Source organism: Streptomyces sp. YGL11-2 (genome assembly GCF_050054615.1).
In the GTDB taxonomy this organism is placed as follows: Bacteria; Actinomycetota; Actinomycetes; order Streptomycetales; family Streptomycetaceae; genus Streptomyces.
This window is the reverse complement of record NZ_JBNHIN010000023.1, coordinates 82,786-96,448: the sequence shown is the minus strand read 5'-3', so window position 1 is coordinate 96,448 and position 13,663 is coordinate 82,786. Positions and strand designations below refer to the sequence as shown.

The following is a 13,663-nucleotide window of genomic DNA, read 5'->3' as shown; positions in this document are numbered from 1 at the left end:
GGTGTCAGTATCCGTAGGCGAGTCGGTGCAGGAGGCCCCAGCCGCGGCGGCCGATCGCCGGGTCGTCGGGCCGTCCTGTGGTGAACAGGTTGTGCTTGCGGTTGAAGCCGGCCACGGCCTGCTGGGTCTGGGGGCCGTAGGTGTCGGCGAGCGGCACCGAGGGGTCGAGCCACCCCGTGTCTTTCAGCGCCTGCTGCAAGCCCTTCGCAGACGGTGACGAGCGGCCCGGAGCAAGACCATCCGGAAAAGGAGGCGGGGCATACATACCTCCGGATGTCTTCCCCGGGATCGTGAGCAACTGCCCGGGCTTGATGACATACGGCGCGGTGATCTTGTTGGCCTGGGCGATGCGCTCCCAACTGACGCCGAACCGCTTGCCGATGCCGGAGAGCGTGTCGCCGCTCTTGACGACGTACGTCGAGCCGCTGCTGCCCGCCGAGCCTCCACCCGAACCTCCGTCAGTCGGTTTGGACTTCAGGCGCGCGGCAACCCGATCACGCAGCCAACCCATGGTGAAGCCCTCGGGATCGATCTTCCCGGGCTGCCACTCACGGTGCCCGATCACGCTGGCGGCGCTCCAGCCGTGGGCGCGGCACAGCGCCGCAGCGGCACGTTCGATGGCATCGAGCTGGGCCGCCGGCCACGGATCGCGGCCATCGCCGAGGTTCTCGCACTCAAAACCGTAGAAGTGCGTGTTGCCATCCGTATCTGCCTCGTTCGCCGAAGGCAGCGTTCGTTCCGCGATGACGGCGCTCAGTACGTCTCCGTCGCCGCGCCCGGCATGGTTGGCGCGGCCGTAACCGACCAGATGGACGGTGCCGTCCTTGGCGATCACGCCATGGCACAGCGGGCCGGGCAGGCCGTCATAGCCGCGCTCGCAGATGTTGACGGTGTTGGCCGTACCGGAGGTCACGGTGTGATGGACCATCACTCCGTTCATTGGCCCCCACGGCCCCTTGTGATTCCTGTTGTGGGTTCTCCACCCCGACCGCTCCACCACGCGCACGCCCTCGGCGCGCAGCGCGGCAACGAAACGGTCAGCACTGATAGGTGTCGCCACGTTCGGCGCTCGCTGTTCTCCCCGCGCCCCAATTGAAAGTGAACTGCCCCCATCGCCCCGGCTACGGAGCCGCGCCCCGCGACGCGAGCCACAGCTGGAGCGCCATCAGCCCCAGCGGCGACACCAATGAACTGACCACGAGCCGTCGTGTTGCTGCAGCCTGTGCTTGATCCTCGCGGCGTTGCTGCTGGGCACGCTCCGTCGCCTGGTCATGCTCGCCGCGCAGCCCGGACAGACCAGCCTCGATCTGGCTGATGCGCCGATCAACCGCACGCTGATCGGCCCGGTACACATCCTCGGTGACAACCTGGTCCAGGCGGGCGGCGAGCTGGGCGAGGTCACCACGAAGATCCTCACGCAACTGCGAGACGGCACGGTGCAGCTCCCACAGCGTGGGCTCCGCGCCCGGCGGTACGGACACCGCGATCCTCCTGGCGGCCCCGCACCCATCTCGATCGTACGGGTGCGGACGTACCGGTTGAGCGGCGCCGGTTGGTGTCGGCAGATGCTTGCGCGATTTGGCTGTTCTCCGTGACCGAGTCATCTCGCGGTGCAACCAGACGACGACACTCCTTTTGGAATTTGCTGCGTTGATACGCGGCATATGCGCACACTCCAGGTGCTCGCCGGCTCCCTCGCTCCGGCAGCGACTCGCCGGGCCGCTTGATGGACATCGCCCGCAACTATGACCGCATCTGCCTGCGAGCCGAGGGCAACCTGCAGCCCGACGCCACGGAACCCGAAATCCTCGCCACCCTGCTTGCCATCCGCATGCTCCGGGAGAAACTCGACCACGATGAGCTGAAGCTCACCACGTTGGCACGCACGAAGCGGATCACCTGGGCACGTATCGCCCAGTGGCAAGAGCTGAGTGGCCGGCAGGCGGCAGAGCGCCGACACCTCCAGCTCGGACGCGCCCACACACGGCCCGATGGCACCGTGCCTCGCACGCAGAACGAACGCGTCGAGTACACCCGTGAGTTGCGTAGCCGTCGCGCCGAGCGTCGGTGGGCCTTGGAGCATGCCGCGCGGATCCGACGCATTGCTGCACAACTGGCGGCCCTTGACGACCTCCAGAAGCGCGTAGATGGTTCCCACGAGGCTCGACTCATGCATGCCCTCAGTCGTTCTCCTGCCGAGGAGCAACCGTCGCAGGCAGTGCTCGCGTGGCCCAGAGCCCTCCGGGAGTGCGTCGCGTGGGACGAGCGTTTCCGCAGCACTTCATCGGCCGCGCTTGTCGATGAGGACGCAGACGACTCCGACTGGCATCGCCGACAGCGGGAAGCCGATATTGTGCATCGCCTCCTCGGCCTGATTGTCTACGCTGCCAACCCTAGGAACATCGACCTGTCCGACCTCCCCGACTTGGCTGACGCGATCTTCGACCTCCACAACGACTCGCAGCAGGCAGCCAAAGCCCGCCGCTGAGCAGAAAACCGTACGGTGCTTGTGGGGTGCAGTGTTGATGCCACTCCGCTGGGTGCCTCGGAGAGCGATACGTGGTCAGTCGGCTCGGCAGCTCACCCCGTCGAACCCCACCCAGGTACTGCGGTTCCCGAGCATCGGGTACAGGTTCAGGGTGCCGTCGATGCCGATGTCGATCCGCAGGATCGTGCCGTTCGCTGTGGATGGGACGAGGACATGTCGGCGTGCGGCCGGGCGGTATCCCTGTGGCAGGATGCCGAGTTGGCGCCCGGGAGGGATCTGGGAGTCTTTGAGGGTGACGTAGCCGCAGAGTTCGATGGTGCGGTTCGCGGTGACCCGGACCATCGCGGGGCTCGTGGCGTCGGAGGTCACGCCGGTGCTGAGCTCGGTGATGCGGGTCCAGTCCGTTTCGGCGTGGGTGATCCAGCCGTTGACGGTGATGCCGGTGGGGGTGAAGACGGTCAGGGTATCGCCGGCGGTCGAGGCGGTGCGGATGGTGACCTTCGCGCCTTCCAGGGTCACGAAGGAGCGGGCGCCGAGGTTCCCCGAACCTCCGGGGGCGTCTCTTCCGTCTTCGGCGTAGAGCTCGCAACTGCTGCTGCCGGTCGGTCCGTTGGCGCTGACTCCGTGGAGCTGAGACTGCCCGTGGTCCTTGTTCAGCCCGGAGGTTGCCGTGAGGTTGAACGAGCCGCCTCGCACCCCGAGTTGCGGGGAGAGGAGGTTCAGGCTTGAAGCGTCGGGGAGGTTCCAGCGGTCGATCTGCACGGCAGGCGCGGTCAGCGCGGCGTAGGGCAGGGCGGTGCCGTCGGCGTTGACGCTGGCTTTCAGCGTTCCCGGCGCCTTCTCCAGGCCAGAGTCGGAATACAGCAGGACCGACGGGATCTCCTCCAGCGGGGAGGGCGGTTGTGGGGTGACGACGACGCGGTTGCCGGTCTCGGCGGTTCGCACGGTGGAACCGGTGACGATCGCGCCATCGATGGTGCCCCCGGTGATCCGCTTGCCAGAAATGGCGTCCGCGGCAAGGGTGTCCGCAGTGACCGCTCCCGCTTGAAGATCCGCGGCGGCTGCCCGGCGCGGCGTCCCCGCCACGGTGCCACTGGCATGGCCCGGTGTGCCGGACAGGCTGCGCCCGCGCAGGCGCACCCACCAGTTGGTGTAGGGCAGCGGCACGGTGCAGGATCCGCCCTGCGGGGTCTCGATGGTGTCGCGCAGCGTGCCCTGCGTCGCCTCGAAGTCCGGTGACGGCCCGACATGAACCTCCACGCGAGCAAAGTCGAGTGGTGCCACTGACGCGTCGGTGAACGTGCCGTCCCAGGACACCGACAGGGCGCCGAGAGCTGCCTCGACGGTCGGGGCGACGGGCGTGGGTGGGGGAGGGCCGTTGACGACGCTGACGCCGCTGGAGCCGTCCGGCTGCTGGCCAACGAGCGCGCGCAGCGACCCTTGAGCGTCATACACCTCCAGGGCGCCGTCCTCGATCGATGCGTTCACGAGCTTCGGCGCCCGGAGCAGGGTCTGGACGTGCTTCTCCAGGCGCGCAAGTCGAGTGCCGATGTCGGCAGGCAAGGCAGTGTCCTTCCGGGCTATGCGGCGGTGCCGTAGTGGTAGGCGTCGGCGCGGGCGAGGCTGAGCGTGGCAGTCTCGCCTGCCGGGGTGTCGGGCCGGATCGTCCAGCCGGTGATGCGGCACCAGCCGGACCAATGCGTCCACTGGGAGCGGACGGTCACGCGGACGTCGTCCCCGACCTGCCAGGAGCCGATCGGCGCCTGGGGGTGGTCGCGGACGGTGATCTCCTCGACGTTCCCGAGGGACTGCCGCCATGCCCGCTCGGCCTTCGCGCGCTGGGCCAGGGTGTCTTTGCCCCGGACCTCCGGCAGCTCCAGGACATGTTCCAGGCGCAGTCGATTGTTACGGACGGCGTCGATGGCCCGTTGCTGGGCGCGGCCTTCGCCGCTGCCGGTGGCGATGACGACCTGCGCGTAGTCGTCGGCGCTGTAGGTGACCGGCGGGCTGTCGATGATGTTGATGCCGCTGGTGAACGACACGTCGGTGCGGCGGGCACCCAGGCGTGGATAGCCCAGCTCGATCCGGCGGACCGGCTGCCGGTGGTGCCCCCACCAGGTGGTGCAGGTGTAGTCGGGGGAGTCCGGGCCCTTGACGAGATCGTCGAACTGGTCCCCCAGGACGGGAGTCTCCCACCAACGTGAGTGCCAGGGTTCGGCGGCCGTGCCCACGGTCGCCGTTGACGTGGTGGCGTCGACCGTGAGGCCCAGGTCGCCGTCCGGGACGGACTGGGCGTAGTCCACGATGTCCCGCGCGATCGTGCAGGGGTCGGTGTTGACGTAGGGGCCACGGCCGTTCAGTTCGCCGTCGAGGTCGTGCCGGCGTTGGAGGTAGGAGGACCAGCCCGCGGCCTCCACCTTCAACTCGTCGCCTTCTGGTTCGACCTGCCAGATCAGGCCGCCCCAGCGCAGCAGCCCATCACGCTCGACGTACAGCAGTGTGTTGCCGGGGTCGGCCAGTTCGGGGTGCAGCCAGGCCAGCCGCGGGGTGAGAGTGCCACGCAGGTGCCCCGGACCATTGAGCTCCGGCCCGAACTCCACATCCGTCAACGGCAGGTGTGGGGAGAGCCATTCGCCGGTCAGGGCGTGCTGGGTGAGGTACCGGTAGGTCATACCGGGCCCTCGGTGAACTCGACGTCGACCACGATGGAGGTGCCCTCGTCGACGGAGAGGTCACCCTTTTCGTTCTTGCTCATCCGGGCCCGCAGGAACAGCGGCTGGCTCGTGCCGCGGTAGTTGGCCGGGAGTGTGAGGGTGTCGGCGAGCACGGCAGTGGTGCGACGGACCCCGTTGCCCTGATCATCGTCGATGACGGTGCTCTCGCTCTCGGCCGTGCCCAAGACGATCTGCATGGTGCCGAAGACGTCGGCGAAGTCCAGCCGCAGGCCCGCCAAAGTCACCACGACGATCACCTTCGTGGCCCACTCGGGAACAGAGATCATCCAACGGGCCTCGGCCGGCCACACGTACCACTTGTCATCGTCCCGCCACGCCTTGCTGAGCTGGCGCGGGTAAGCGGTGTACAGGGCGCGCTCGCGACGGGGGTTCGCGACCTTCCGCAGATCCTTGATCATGCCGACCGTCACGGTGCCGGTATTGGCGGGCAGGTCCAGCCGGGCTATGGGGATGCCGGTGACGCCTGGCGGCACAGCGGTCGCGGTCTTCTCGACGTTGGGGATGATGTCGAATGCGTTGATGGCGTCGGCCGCCGGATCCAGACCGCCTTCGTATTCCGGGTCCGTGATCCGCAGGACTACCAGGTCCGAACGGGGCGTGGCGCCTGTCGGGGCGACCGGGACGGTTGTGGTGCCGATGTTGTAGGCGGTGTAGGACCCCTGCCACGCATTAGCCTTCCCCCGGACGACGGCTGAGCCGTCAGCCACCTGCACACCAGCCCCCGGCACCCGCAGCGGGGTCACCTTTAGATCCGGGGCTGCCGTGATGCCCTCCTGGCCACGGGAGAGGTCTTTGATCATCTGCCGGAACGTCTGCGCGGAGTGCGTGGCGCCGTCGACGAGCAGAGGGGCTTGGGCAAGAGTCATCAGGATTCTGTCCTTCGGCTGTGCAGGGAGATGTAGGTGTCGCGCCACGTCGCGGTCAGGCGCGCGGTGGCGGTCGGGTCGGAGGCGGTCCAGCGCAGTTCACTTCGCCCAGGCGGCAGCACGAACGTGTCCAACCGCGAGGTAGTGGGGGCAGCGCCGCCGTTGTCCCGAACGATGTGGATCTGCCCGGGGCGGGTATCGACGCGCACCCACTGGCCGGCGGCCAGCGTGACGGGCACAGCAACGGTCCGCCCGCTCTCGACGTGCGTGATCACGGGATTTGAGCACGGGCCGTGCACGGTCAGGACCGGGTGCGCATCGACATCGCCGTTGTTGGTCACCCAGCCACGCCGTGACTGGCCGGACGGATCCGCGCTGGTGACACGGATCGGGGCCTGCACCGGAGCCTTGAACCCGCCACCGGACAACCAGCCCAGCCGCAGATGCGCCTGCTGCTCGATGTCGGCGTAGTAGCGCGCCCCGGGAGCCACGAACTCAAGGTCGAGTGGCACCCAACCAAACGCCGCCTTCTCCAACGTCGGTCCGATCTTCCGCAGCCGGCCGAGCAGCACCCGCACCGGCGCGCCGGGCCACTTGATCCGCAACGGCATGACCGCCCCGCCTACCGTCCGTACCGGCGCTTCGTCCGCGACGGCTTCCAGGTCCGCGAGGATCTGCATGGCAGCGGCAGGATCGCCGGGAGTTTTGATCGCGCAGTCGATCCGCAGTGTCCGGGCCTCGTACCAATCCGGGCCCAACCACGCACCATCGGCGTCCGGTTGAGGCACCACCTCACCGCGCACCCCGGCACGGCCCAGCCCTTCGATCTCCGCGATCGGCACACTCGTGCCGTGCCCGATCACGATGCCGCCGACATCGAATTGGAAGTCCTTGAGCTCGGTCATCGCAGGACACCGCCCCGCTTGGCGCGCCGCATCTGGTACGACACAGCCGAGGCGATATCACTCGCGGTGGAGTTGGACCGCGTGACGTTGATGGTCTGGCTGCCGATCGCCGGGGCCTGGTGCACAACCACGATCTGAGCGCGGCCCTCCTTGGCGTCGACCAGTCGTCGCGGTGTGAGCGAGTACCCGAAACGGTCCGCAGTCTGCGCCAGAACGCCGGTAGCTCGCTGACGCTTTGCTGCCGCATGCGGGATGTACGACTCCCCACGGGTCTCCGGCTCCGCGAACTTGATCAGCCCCTTGCCGGAGGAGTAGACGCCCGGTTCCCAGATGCCGCCGTTCGCATACGCCTTGCCGGCGTTGGCCTTCGCCAGGTCGGCCAGGAACCGGTCCGCCTTACCGCCCGCCTTCGTGAGCTGGCTCTGGGAGGCGTTGGCGACCTCGATCAGCCGGTCCTCCTCGATCCCGGTCAGCTCTGCCACTGTGTGGATGCCTCGGCCCTTCGCCAGAGCACCGATGATCTTCACCAGGTCGGTGAGCTGATCACCTTCGAGGAGCTGGCCGGCGGCCTGCGCGGCGGTGTTGGCCTGCCGGGCCGTCTTGGAGTCCCGCACTGCCTGTGCCGCGAGGGCTTCGGCGCTGTCGTCGTTCTGCTCGGCCAGACGCTGAGCCAGCGCCCCGTAGCCGCCGGCCGCCAGCTTCGCCAGGTTGTCCTGGAAGGCGGTGGTGTCCTTCACGGCGTTATTCAACTGGCCGGTGTAGTCGGACAGTGTCGCCTTCGCGGTGCCGGCGAGCTTGGTCAACTGCGTGGCCATGTCCTTGACGTACCGGGTGGACCCGCGGGCCATCTTCCGGGTCAGGGCCACACCGTCTTCACCCATCTCCTCAAGGGCCTTGGCAACGTCGGTTCCCGCGCGCCGGGACACTGTTGCAAGGTCGTTGCGCCAGGCCGCGGCGGTGCGCACCGACGTCCGCAGGTTCCTTTCGAACATGCCGAGGTCGAAGTGCTCGCTGCCGTCCTTGCCCTTGCGCTGCGACTTGGAGACGACATCGGAGATGGAGAACCCGGAGGAACCCAACGGCTGGTAGGACCAGTTCGACAGGCCACCGTCGGCGTACCACGCGATCCCGGACGGGTCTCCGCCCAGGCGCCGCACGATCTCCTCGGTGATCCGGCGCGAGCGAGGACGCTTCGACGGTGCGAGCGGAACGTACCCCTCGCCCTGCGTCTCTGGCTCCGCCCACACCCGCATGGCGCCGGCGGGCGCGATCTGCGCGACGTGGTTCTCGTGGAGCCCGCCGTCCGCGTAGGGGTAGGTGACGATGCCGCCGTCCTTCTTCATCAACGGAACCCCGTTGACCTCCGCGCGGGGCACGTTGACGGTCTGGACGTAGTTGGTGATCGTCCGGCCGCGCAGCGAGTTGATCGCGGACTGGATCGCCGCCACACCACTTTGAGCGGGCCCTGCCGGCACGGTCACGGACACGTTCTTGCTGCCCGGAATGCCCGCGATCTGGAAGCCGAGAGCCTGGAGTTGCGCGCGGGCCCCCTCGGTCGGGGCACTGACCGTGACCGTCCTTCCGCGCGGCAGGCCCCTGATCTTCTGCTGAACCTCTTCGAGGCTGTTGATGGTGCCCGCGGTCGCGGAGGTGACCGTGATGTGCTTGGCGCCCGGGGTCTTGGCGATCTTCGCGATCAAGGAGTCCAGGTCGTCGCGCGCCGCGTCCGTGGGGGCGGTGATCTGCACCCGCCGGTCCTTGAGGTCCTTGATGCTGAAGCCGAGCTTCGTCAGGTCCTCGCGGGCGTCGTTGCTCAGCGTGGCGATCGTGACCGTCTTACGGTCCGGCCACGCTTTGAGTTCCTGCTGCACGGCGATCAGATCGGCCATGGACTCGTCCATGCCGGCGGTCTGAAGAAGGATGGAGACCTGCTCGGGCACCAGGCCCGCGGCATCGGCGAGCTTCGCGGCCTGCTCGGCCCCCAGACCAAAGCCCTGCGCTGTGGAGATCGCCGACGCTCGGGCCGTGGCCATTTCCTTCTGCGCGGCCTGCAACGCCTCCGGGATGCTTTTGCCGTTGGCCTCGGCGTACTGATAGGCAGCCAGCGACGCCTCGGCCGCGTTCGTCGACAGCCCCTGCAACAGGTCATACAGCTTCTGTCCGTTGCGGGTGACGGTCGATAGTGAACCGTCCATGTTCAGCAGCGTCTTGCCGAACCCTTCGGCTTGGTCAACGCCGCCCTTCAACGCCTCAGCGGCATCGGACACGGACCGGTTCAGGCGCGCCTCGGCCGCCGACAGGTTCACCGAGCCACCCGCGAGAACATCCAACGCATCGTGCAGGGCCCGCGCACGCGAGTCAGCATCGGCTGTGGTGTCGGACAGGCGACGCATGGCGTCGGAGAACTTCCCGAACGGTCCGACTGCGTCGGAAGCCGACCGGCCGCCACTGCCGGTGGCGTCAGCGAGGTCCCTGGCGTCCTTCACCGCCTGGGACATCTCACCCTTGACCGACCCCAAGGCGTCAGCCGCCCGGGCCGCAGCAAGCCCCTCATCGTCGTACGCCTTCGCGGCACCAGCCGAGGTGGGGATCCACTTCAGGTGAGCCTGTGCGGTGTCGCTCAGGCGCCGCTGAAGCGCATCCAGCCCTCCGTCCTGGCTCACGTAGGCGTCGGTGAGCTGCCGGACACTGACCCCGGCCTTCGACATGACATCGACAAGCCGACTCTTACCGTCGAAGACCTTCGTATCCATGACCGTCTGCGCCGCGGCCACCCGGACACTGTCGTTGACCGCACCGTTGGACTCCCGCAACGCCTGCGTGAGCGTGCTGATCCGCGACTGGTGCTCAGCCGCCGCCTGCGCGGCCTTCTGCTGATGGTCAGCGAGCATCGACAACCCCACCCCCGCCGCCGCGATCGCCACACCCCACGGCCCGCCCAGCGCACCCATCAACCCACGGGCAGCACCGCCCACGCTGGCGCCGATCGCCCGAGCCACTCCACTGATCGGACCGCTGGCGCTGCGGAACGCAGCGGTCATCTGCCCCACCACCGGAATCCGGGCCTGCACCACCGCCAGAGCTTGACCGATCCGCCCGATGGACTGGCCCTCAGCAGCCGCAAGACGCTCCTGGACCCGCATCTGATCACCCAACGACCGATACGCCCCAACGACCGGCCCCGCCACCGTCTGACCCAGCCGCGACATCACCGGCGTAACACGGCGGGCTAGCAGCATCGCGATGATCGCCGTCTGGATCGGCCCCGGCAGCGCCCCGAAACCACGCACCAGCCCAGCCACGACGTGCCCGATCGGAATCAGCGCCGTCGAGACGGAGCCGGCAGCAGACGAGGCCAGGTTCAGGGCAGTGACGATGATGTCGAGCGCGGTCCCGCCCGCACCTGCTTCCTTCGCGACCTCGCCGATGGCGTCGGCCACGGGGGAGGCCGCTGACATCATGCTGCGCAGGACCTCCAGCAGGGCGCGACCGCCGTTGACGAGGACGTTCAGCCCCGCAGCAGCGGTATCGAGCGCAAGGTCACCCAGCGGCCCGCCCAGGCCCCCGAGCGCATCACCGACCTCGTCCAGCCCGGACGACACCGCCTTCGACACCGACGGGCCGACCAAGGTGTACAGGTCGTGGAGGTAGTCCAAGGCCCCAGCCAAATGGGGAGTGGCGGACGCCATGCCCGCGGTCAGCAGTCGCGTCAGCTTCTCCAACCCCGGCGCCGCGGCGGTGAACAGCACCTGCCCGGTATTCGACGCCTGTGTCTTCAGCTGGGTGACGGCACCGGCCAGGCCCTTGGTCTGCGACGCGGCAATCTCCCCAGCGGCCCCGGTGCGGGCGATCGCGGTGTGCATCTGGTCGAACGCCTCAACGCCCTGATGTGCCAACGCCGATGCCCCTGCCAGGGCTGGCTTGCCGACCACATCGGCCAGCGCCCCAAGGAAGTTCTTCTGCGACATCCGGTGCTGGGCCTTCTCAAAGCCCTCGATCACCGTCCGCAGACCACGGAAGTTGCCCTGCGCGTCCCACGCCTCGACGCCCAGCTCGGCCAGACCCTCCTTCATCCGCTTGGTGGGACGTGCCAGATTGGTGAGCATCCCCCGCAGGGAAGTGCCGGCCTTCGAACCGAGGATGCCGGAGCGGGCCAGCATCGCCACCGACGCCGCAGTGTCCTCAATCGAGATACCGAGCTGCGCTGCGACCGGGCCGGTGTAGGACATCGCGTAGTAGATGTCCTGCAACCCACCCGACGCGGCGTTCGCCCCTGCGGCCAGCACATCCGCGGCCCGGCCTGCGTTGTTGGACGACAGACCGAACTGGTCCATCACATCGCCCAGATACCGCGCAGCGTCGGCTGCCGACAGGTTGTCGGCGGCCGCGAGCTGCATCGCCGCCCGCGCGTTCGCTATCGACGAGGTGGAGGTCTGTCCCGCCTTCGCCAGCTCCAACATCGAATCCGCGGCCTTCGCCGCCGACGTGCCGGGGATCTTCAGATCGGCGCCGAGCTCGCGGGCCTTCGCCGCGGCCTGCACCATCTCCACACCCGAAGCGCCCGTGACCGCGCCCCACTTGTTGATCGCTCGCTGGTACTCGTTGCCCTCCTTCGCGATCTCCGCCAGCCCAGCGACGATGCCGCCGCCGACTACGAGACTGCGGAGGTGGTGCAGCTCCTGTCGGGAGGAGACGATGCCGTGGCGAAGCTGCCGCATCGAGGCATGCCCATCCGCCCCGACACGGCGCAGACCAGCCCCCGCACGCTCCGCCTCGCGGCCGATTCCGCGAAGGCCGGAGGCAGAGCTGCGGGAGCCGGAGCCGATCTGGGCAAGGCGCCGGTTCAGGGCATCCGTGTCACGACCGAGCCCGCGCATCGCGCGGGAAGCCTGGCGGATCTCCGACAGAAGGTTCGCGAAGTCCGCCCGCGCCTGAACACTGAGCGTGTAGGACGACACCTACCAGCGCCCTTACTCCCCACGCCCCTTCAACAATCCCCTCCCGAGCCCCCGCGGCTACGGGCGTGGCACCAGTCCGATGCGCACCCCATAGCCGTCCGGGCCCTCGGGCACCTGGTCCTGCTCGTGGGCGATCAGCTCACAGCCCGGACACCGCACCGTCGTCGTGACATACGCAAACCGGTCCCCGCCCTGCTCCTCATCCCACTCCGCAGACCGCGTCCCACACTGACCACACACCGCGCGCTGATACGCCGCGAACGCCAAAGCCTTGGCCCGATCGGTCTGCGACCACTGGCCATCACCGGACCCCAGGAACTGCGAATGCGGAATGCCCCACCGGTCGCACAGCTCCAACTCCACGCGAAGCTGCGCGTCCCTGATCAGCCTTTTCCCAACTCCACCGTCGAGGTCCGCACGATCTGCTGCGCTTGCCACGCCGCCGCGAACAACGCATTCGACTCCGCCACCGGCCACGAGTCCAGCAACTCCTGCGCATCCTCCTCACTCATACCCTCGACCGCGTTGCCCCGGTCGTCGCGTTCGACGTGAGCGGCTTCGATCAGCGCCGCGGGGAACCGCTCCGGATCCCACGCATCCCCATCCTCTGCCTGCGCCTCGCTCGGAGGGAACCGCTTGATCAACCCATCCAGGATCGGCCGCGGCAGGGCCCGAAACGTCAACTCCACCGCAGCGGCCTTGAAGCCTGCCTGTGCGCTCTGGAGCTCCTGCTCGGTGCGGCGGGTCTCCTCACTCGACTCGCGACCGGCCTCGGCGTCCACCATGCGCCACCGCGACAGCTCCAGCGCCGCCGCGTCCACACGCGCCTTCGCCTCCTGATCATCACAGATCACCAGCGTGTGCTCGGGCAGCTGGCGAGCGCGCAGCCGCGCCATCTTCTTGGACCAGTGCGCATCTCGACCCACAGCCTTGGCCGGGGGAGCGGACACGGGCTTCGTTTCCGCAGGCACAGGCGTCACTTCTCCTGCTTCGGGACAACGGCGGCCGGCACTGCAGCGTCCTGCACTGGCTTCTCCGTGATCGAGAAGTTCACGGTGAACTTTGCGGCCTCGTTGTCCGTGGAGTAGTTCGGCGACCGCGATCCGACCCGGACCGGGAAGACATCCATCGACCGGGAGCTGGGCACGTCGCCCTTGCGAAGGAAGACGACCCAGCCGGTCGCGTCCTTCTTCAGCAGCTGCTCCAGCTCGTCCGACGCTCGGTCCTCGTAGAAGCCGAGGGAGGAGTCATCAGCTTGGTCGGTGCCAGGGATCTTCGACTCGAAGGTGGACCCGAGATCGGGAGTCTCGATCGGCTGGTTCGACAGCGTCCAGCCATCGATCGACGCGATCGCATCCGTCAGATCCGTACCAGCCGTCAGCTCGGAACGGGTGGGAACGTGGCCGTCATCGGCAACGCTCTGGAGCCACAGCACGCGGGTCACCCCACGCCGGGAGAACTTCTTTACCTGCAAGGTCCGTTGTCCGAATCCGGGACGGCAGCCACACCCACGGGAGGCCCCGCCCCTCGACGATGTGTCGGGGAACCGGCCCACACCAGCGGGTGGTTGGGCGTCCGCGAAAGGCCTCCGCGGTGAGGACGCAGGCCCAGGCCAATGAGCCAGGCGCTACACGCTGATCACGATACTGTCGCCAGCGGCCAGCGAGTGAGCAAGGCCCCGCGCAGCAGGGAACGCATGGTCTGAGAGGGG

Annotated in this window: 11 protein-coding genes; 1 reads left to right on the top strand and 10 read right to left on the bottom strand. The window is 68.2% G+C overall.

Annotated elements, in window-relative coordinates:
* Positions 1-4 precede the first annotated feature (4 nt).
* Together ACO1BR_RS25035 and ACO1BR_RS25030 are read right to left on the bottom strand one after the other, a co-directional pair.
* Positions 5-928 carry an N-acetylmuramoyl-L-alanine amidase gene (locus ACO1BR_RS25035; protein ID WP_426797342.1) on the bottom strand — a complete coding sequence of 308 codons (924 nt, stop codon included), beginning with the start codon at positions 926-928 and terminating at the stop codon, positions 5-7.
* Between the two features lie 193 nt (positions 929-1,121).
* Positions 1,122-1,481: a hypothetical protein gene (locus ACO1BR_RS25030; protein ID WP_426797341.1), complete on the bottom strand. Its 360-nt coding sequence runs from the start codon at positions 1,479-1,481 to the stop codon at positions 1,122-1,124.
* 245 nt (positions 1,482-1,726) lie between these two features.
* Here ACO1BR_RS25030 and ACO1BR_RS25025 point away from each other — a divergent pair, with 245 nt between their 5' ends.
* Positions 1,727-2,488 (top strand): hypothetical protein, encoded by a 762-nt coding sequence (locus tag ACO1BR_RS25025; RefSeq protein WP_426797340.1) that lies wholly within the window; start codon positions 1,727-1,729, stop codon positions 2,486-2,488.
* Between the two features lie 75 nt (positions 2,489-2,563).
* Here the strand turns inward: ACO1BR_RS25025 and ACO1BR_RS25020 are convergent, their stop codons facing one another.
* The 8 genes from ACO1BR_RS25020 to ACO1BR_RS24985 are packed head-to-tail and all read right to left on the bottom strand — an operon-like array spanning position 2,564 to position 13,426.
* The gene (locus ACO1BR_RS25020; RefSeq protein ID WP_426797339.1) at positions 2,564-4,051 is read right to left on the bottom strand and encodes a hypothetical protein; all 1,488 of its coding nucleotides are present in this window, start codon (positions 4,049-4,051) and stop codon (positions 2,564-2,566) included.
* A 17-nt stretch (positions 4,052-4,068) separates the two neighbouring features.
* Entirely contained in the window at positions 4,069-5,160 is a 1,092-nt protein-coding gene (locus tag ACO1BR_RS25015) for a hypothetical protein (RefSeq protein WP_426797338.1), read from the bottom strand.
* Positions 5,157-6,089 (bottom strand): hypothetical protein, encoded by a 933-nt coding sequence (locus ACO1BR_RS25010; RefSeq protein WP_426797337.1) that lies wholly within the window; start codon positions 6,087-6,089, stop codon positions 5,157-5,159. The genes ACO1BR_RS25015 and ACO1BR_RS25010 overlap by 4 nt, the downstream gene beginning before the upstream one ends.
* Positions 6,089-6,994 carry a phage distal tail protein gene (locus tag ACO1BR_RS25005; protein ID WP_426797336.1) on the bottom strand — a complete coding sequence of 302 codons (906 nt, stop codon included), beginning with the start codon at positions 6,992-6,994 and terminating at the stop codon, positions 6,089-6,091. Before ACO1BR_RS25005 ends, ACO1BR_RS25010 begins: the two co-directional genes overlap by 1 nt.
* Positions 6,991-11,952: a phage tail tape measure protein gene (locus ACO1BR_RS25000; protein WP_426797335.1), complete on the bottom strand. Its 4,962-nt coding sequence runs from the start codon at positions 11,950-11,952 to the stop codon at positions 6,991-6,993. Before ACO1BR_RS25000 ends, ACO1BR_RS25005 begins: the two co-directional genes overlap by 4 nt.
* 57 nt (positions 11,953-12,009) lie before the next feature.
* Complete coding sequence (locus ACO1BR_RS24995; protein WP_426797334.1) at positions 12,010-12,315, bottom strand: hypothetical protein; 306 nt, start codon at positions 12,313-12,315, stop codon at positions 12,010-12,012.
* A 20-nt stretch (positions 12,316-12,335) separates the two neighbouring features.
* The gene (locus tag ACO1BR_RS24990) at positions 12,336-12,923 is read right to left on the bottom strand and encodes a hypothetical protein (RefSeq protein WP_426797333.1); all 588 of its coding nucleotides are present in this window, start codon (positions 12,921-12,923) and stop codon (positions 12,336-12,338) included.
* Positions 12,924-12,928: 5 nt separating this feature from the next.
* A complete protein-coding gene (locus tag ACO1BR_RS24985; protein WP_426797332.1) occupies positions 12,929-13,426 on the bottom strand; it encodes a hypothetical protein in 498 nt (165 codons plus the stop codon).
* Positions 13,427-13,663 lie beyond the last annotated feature (237 nt).

Bases quoted from the DNA above. Each gene is read 5' to 3' on its own strand.
- ACO1BR_RS25010 (WP_426797337.1), bottom strand. From the start codon at position 6,089: ATGACTCTTGCCCAAGCCCCTCTGCTCGTCGACGGCGCCACGCACTCC.
- ACO1BR_RS25025 (WP_426797340.1), top strand. From the start codon at position 1,727: ATGGACATCGCCCGCAACTATGACCGCATCTGCCTGCGAGCCGAGGGC.
- ACO1BR_RS25035 (WP_426797342.1), bottom strand. From the start codon at position 928: ATGGTCCATCACACCGTGACCTCCGGTACGGCCAACACCGTCAACATC.
- ACO1BR_RS25015 (WP_426797338.1), bottom strand. From the start codon at position 5,160: ATGACCTACCGGTACCTCACCCAGCACGCCCTGACCGGCGAATGGCTC.
- ACO1BR_RS25005 (WP_426797336.1), bottom strand. From the start codon at position 6,994: ATGACCGAGCTCAAGGACTTCCAATTCGATGTCGGCGGCATCGTGATC.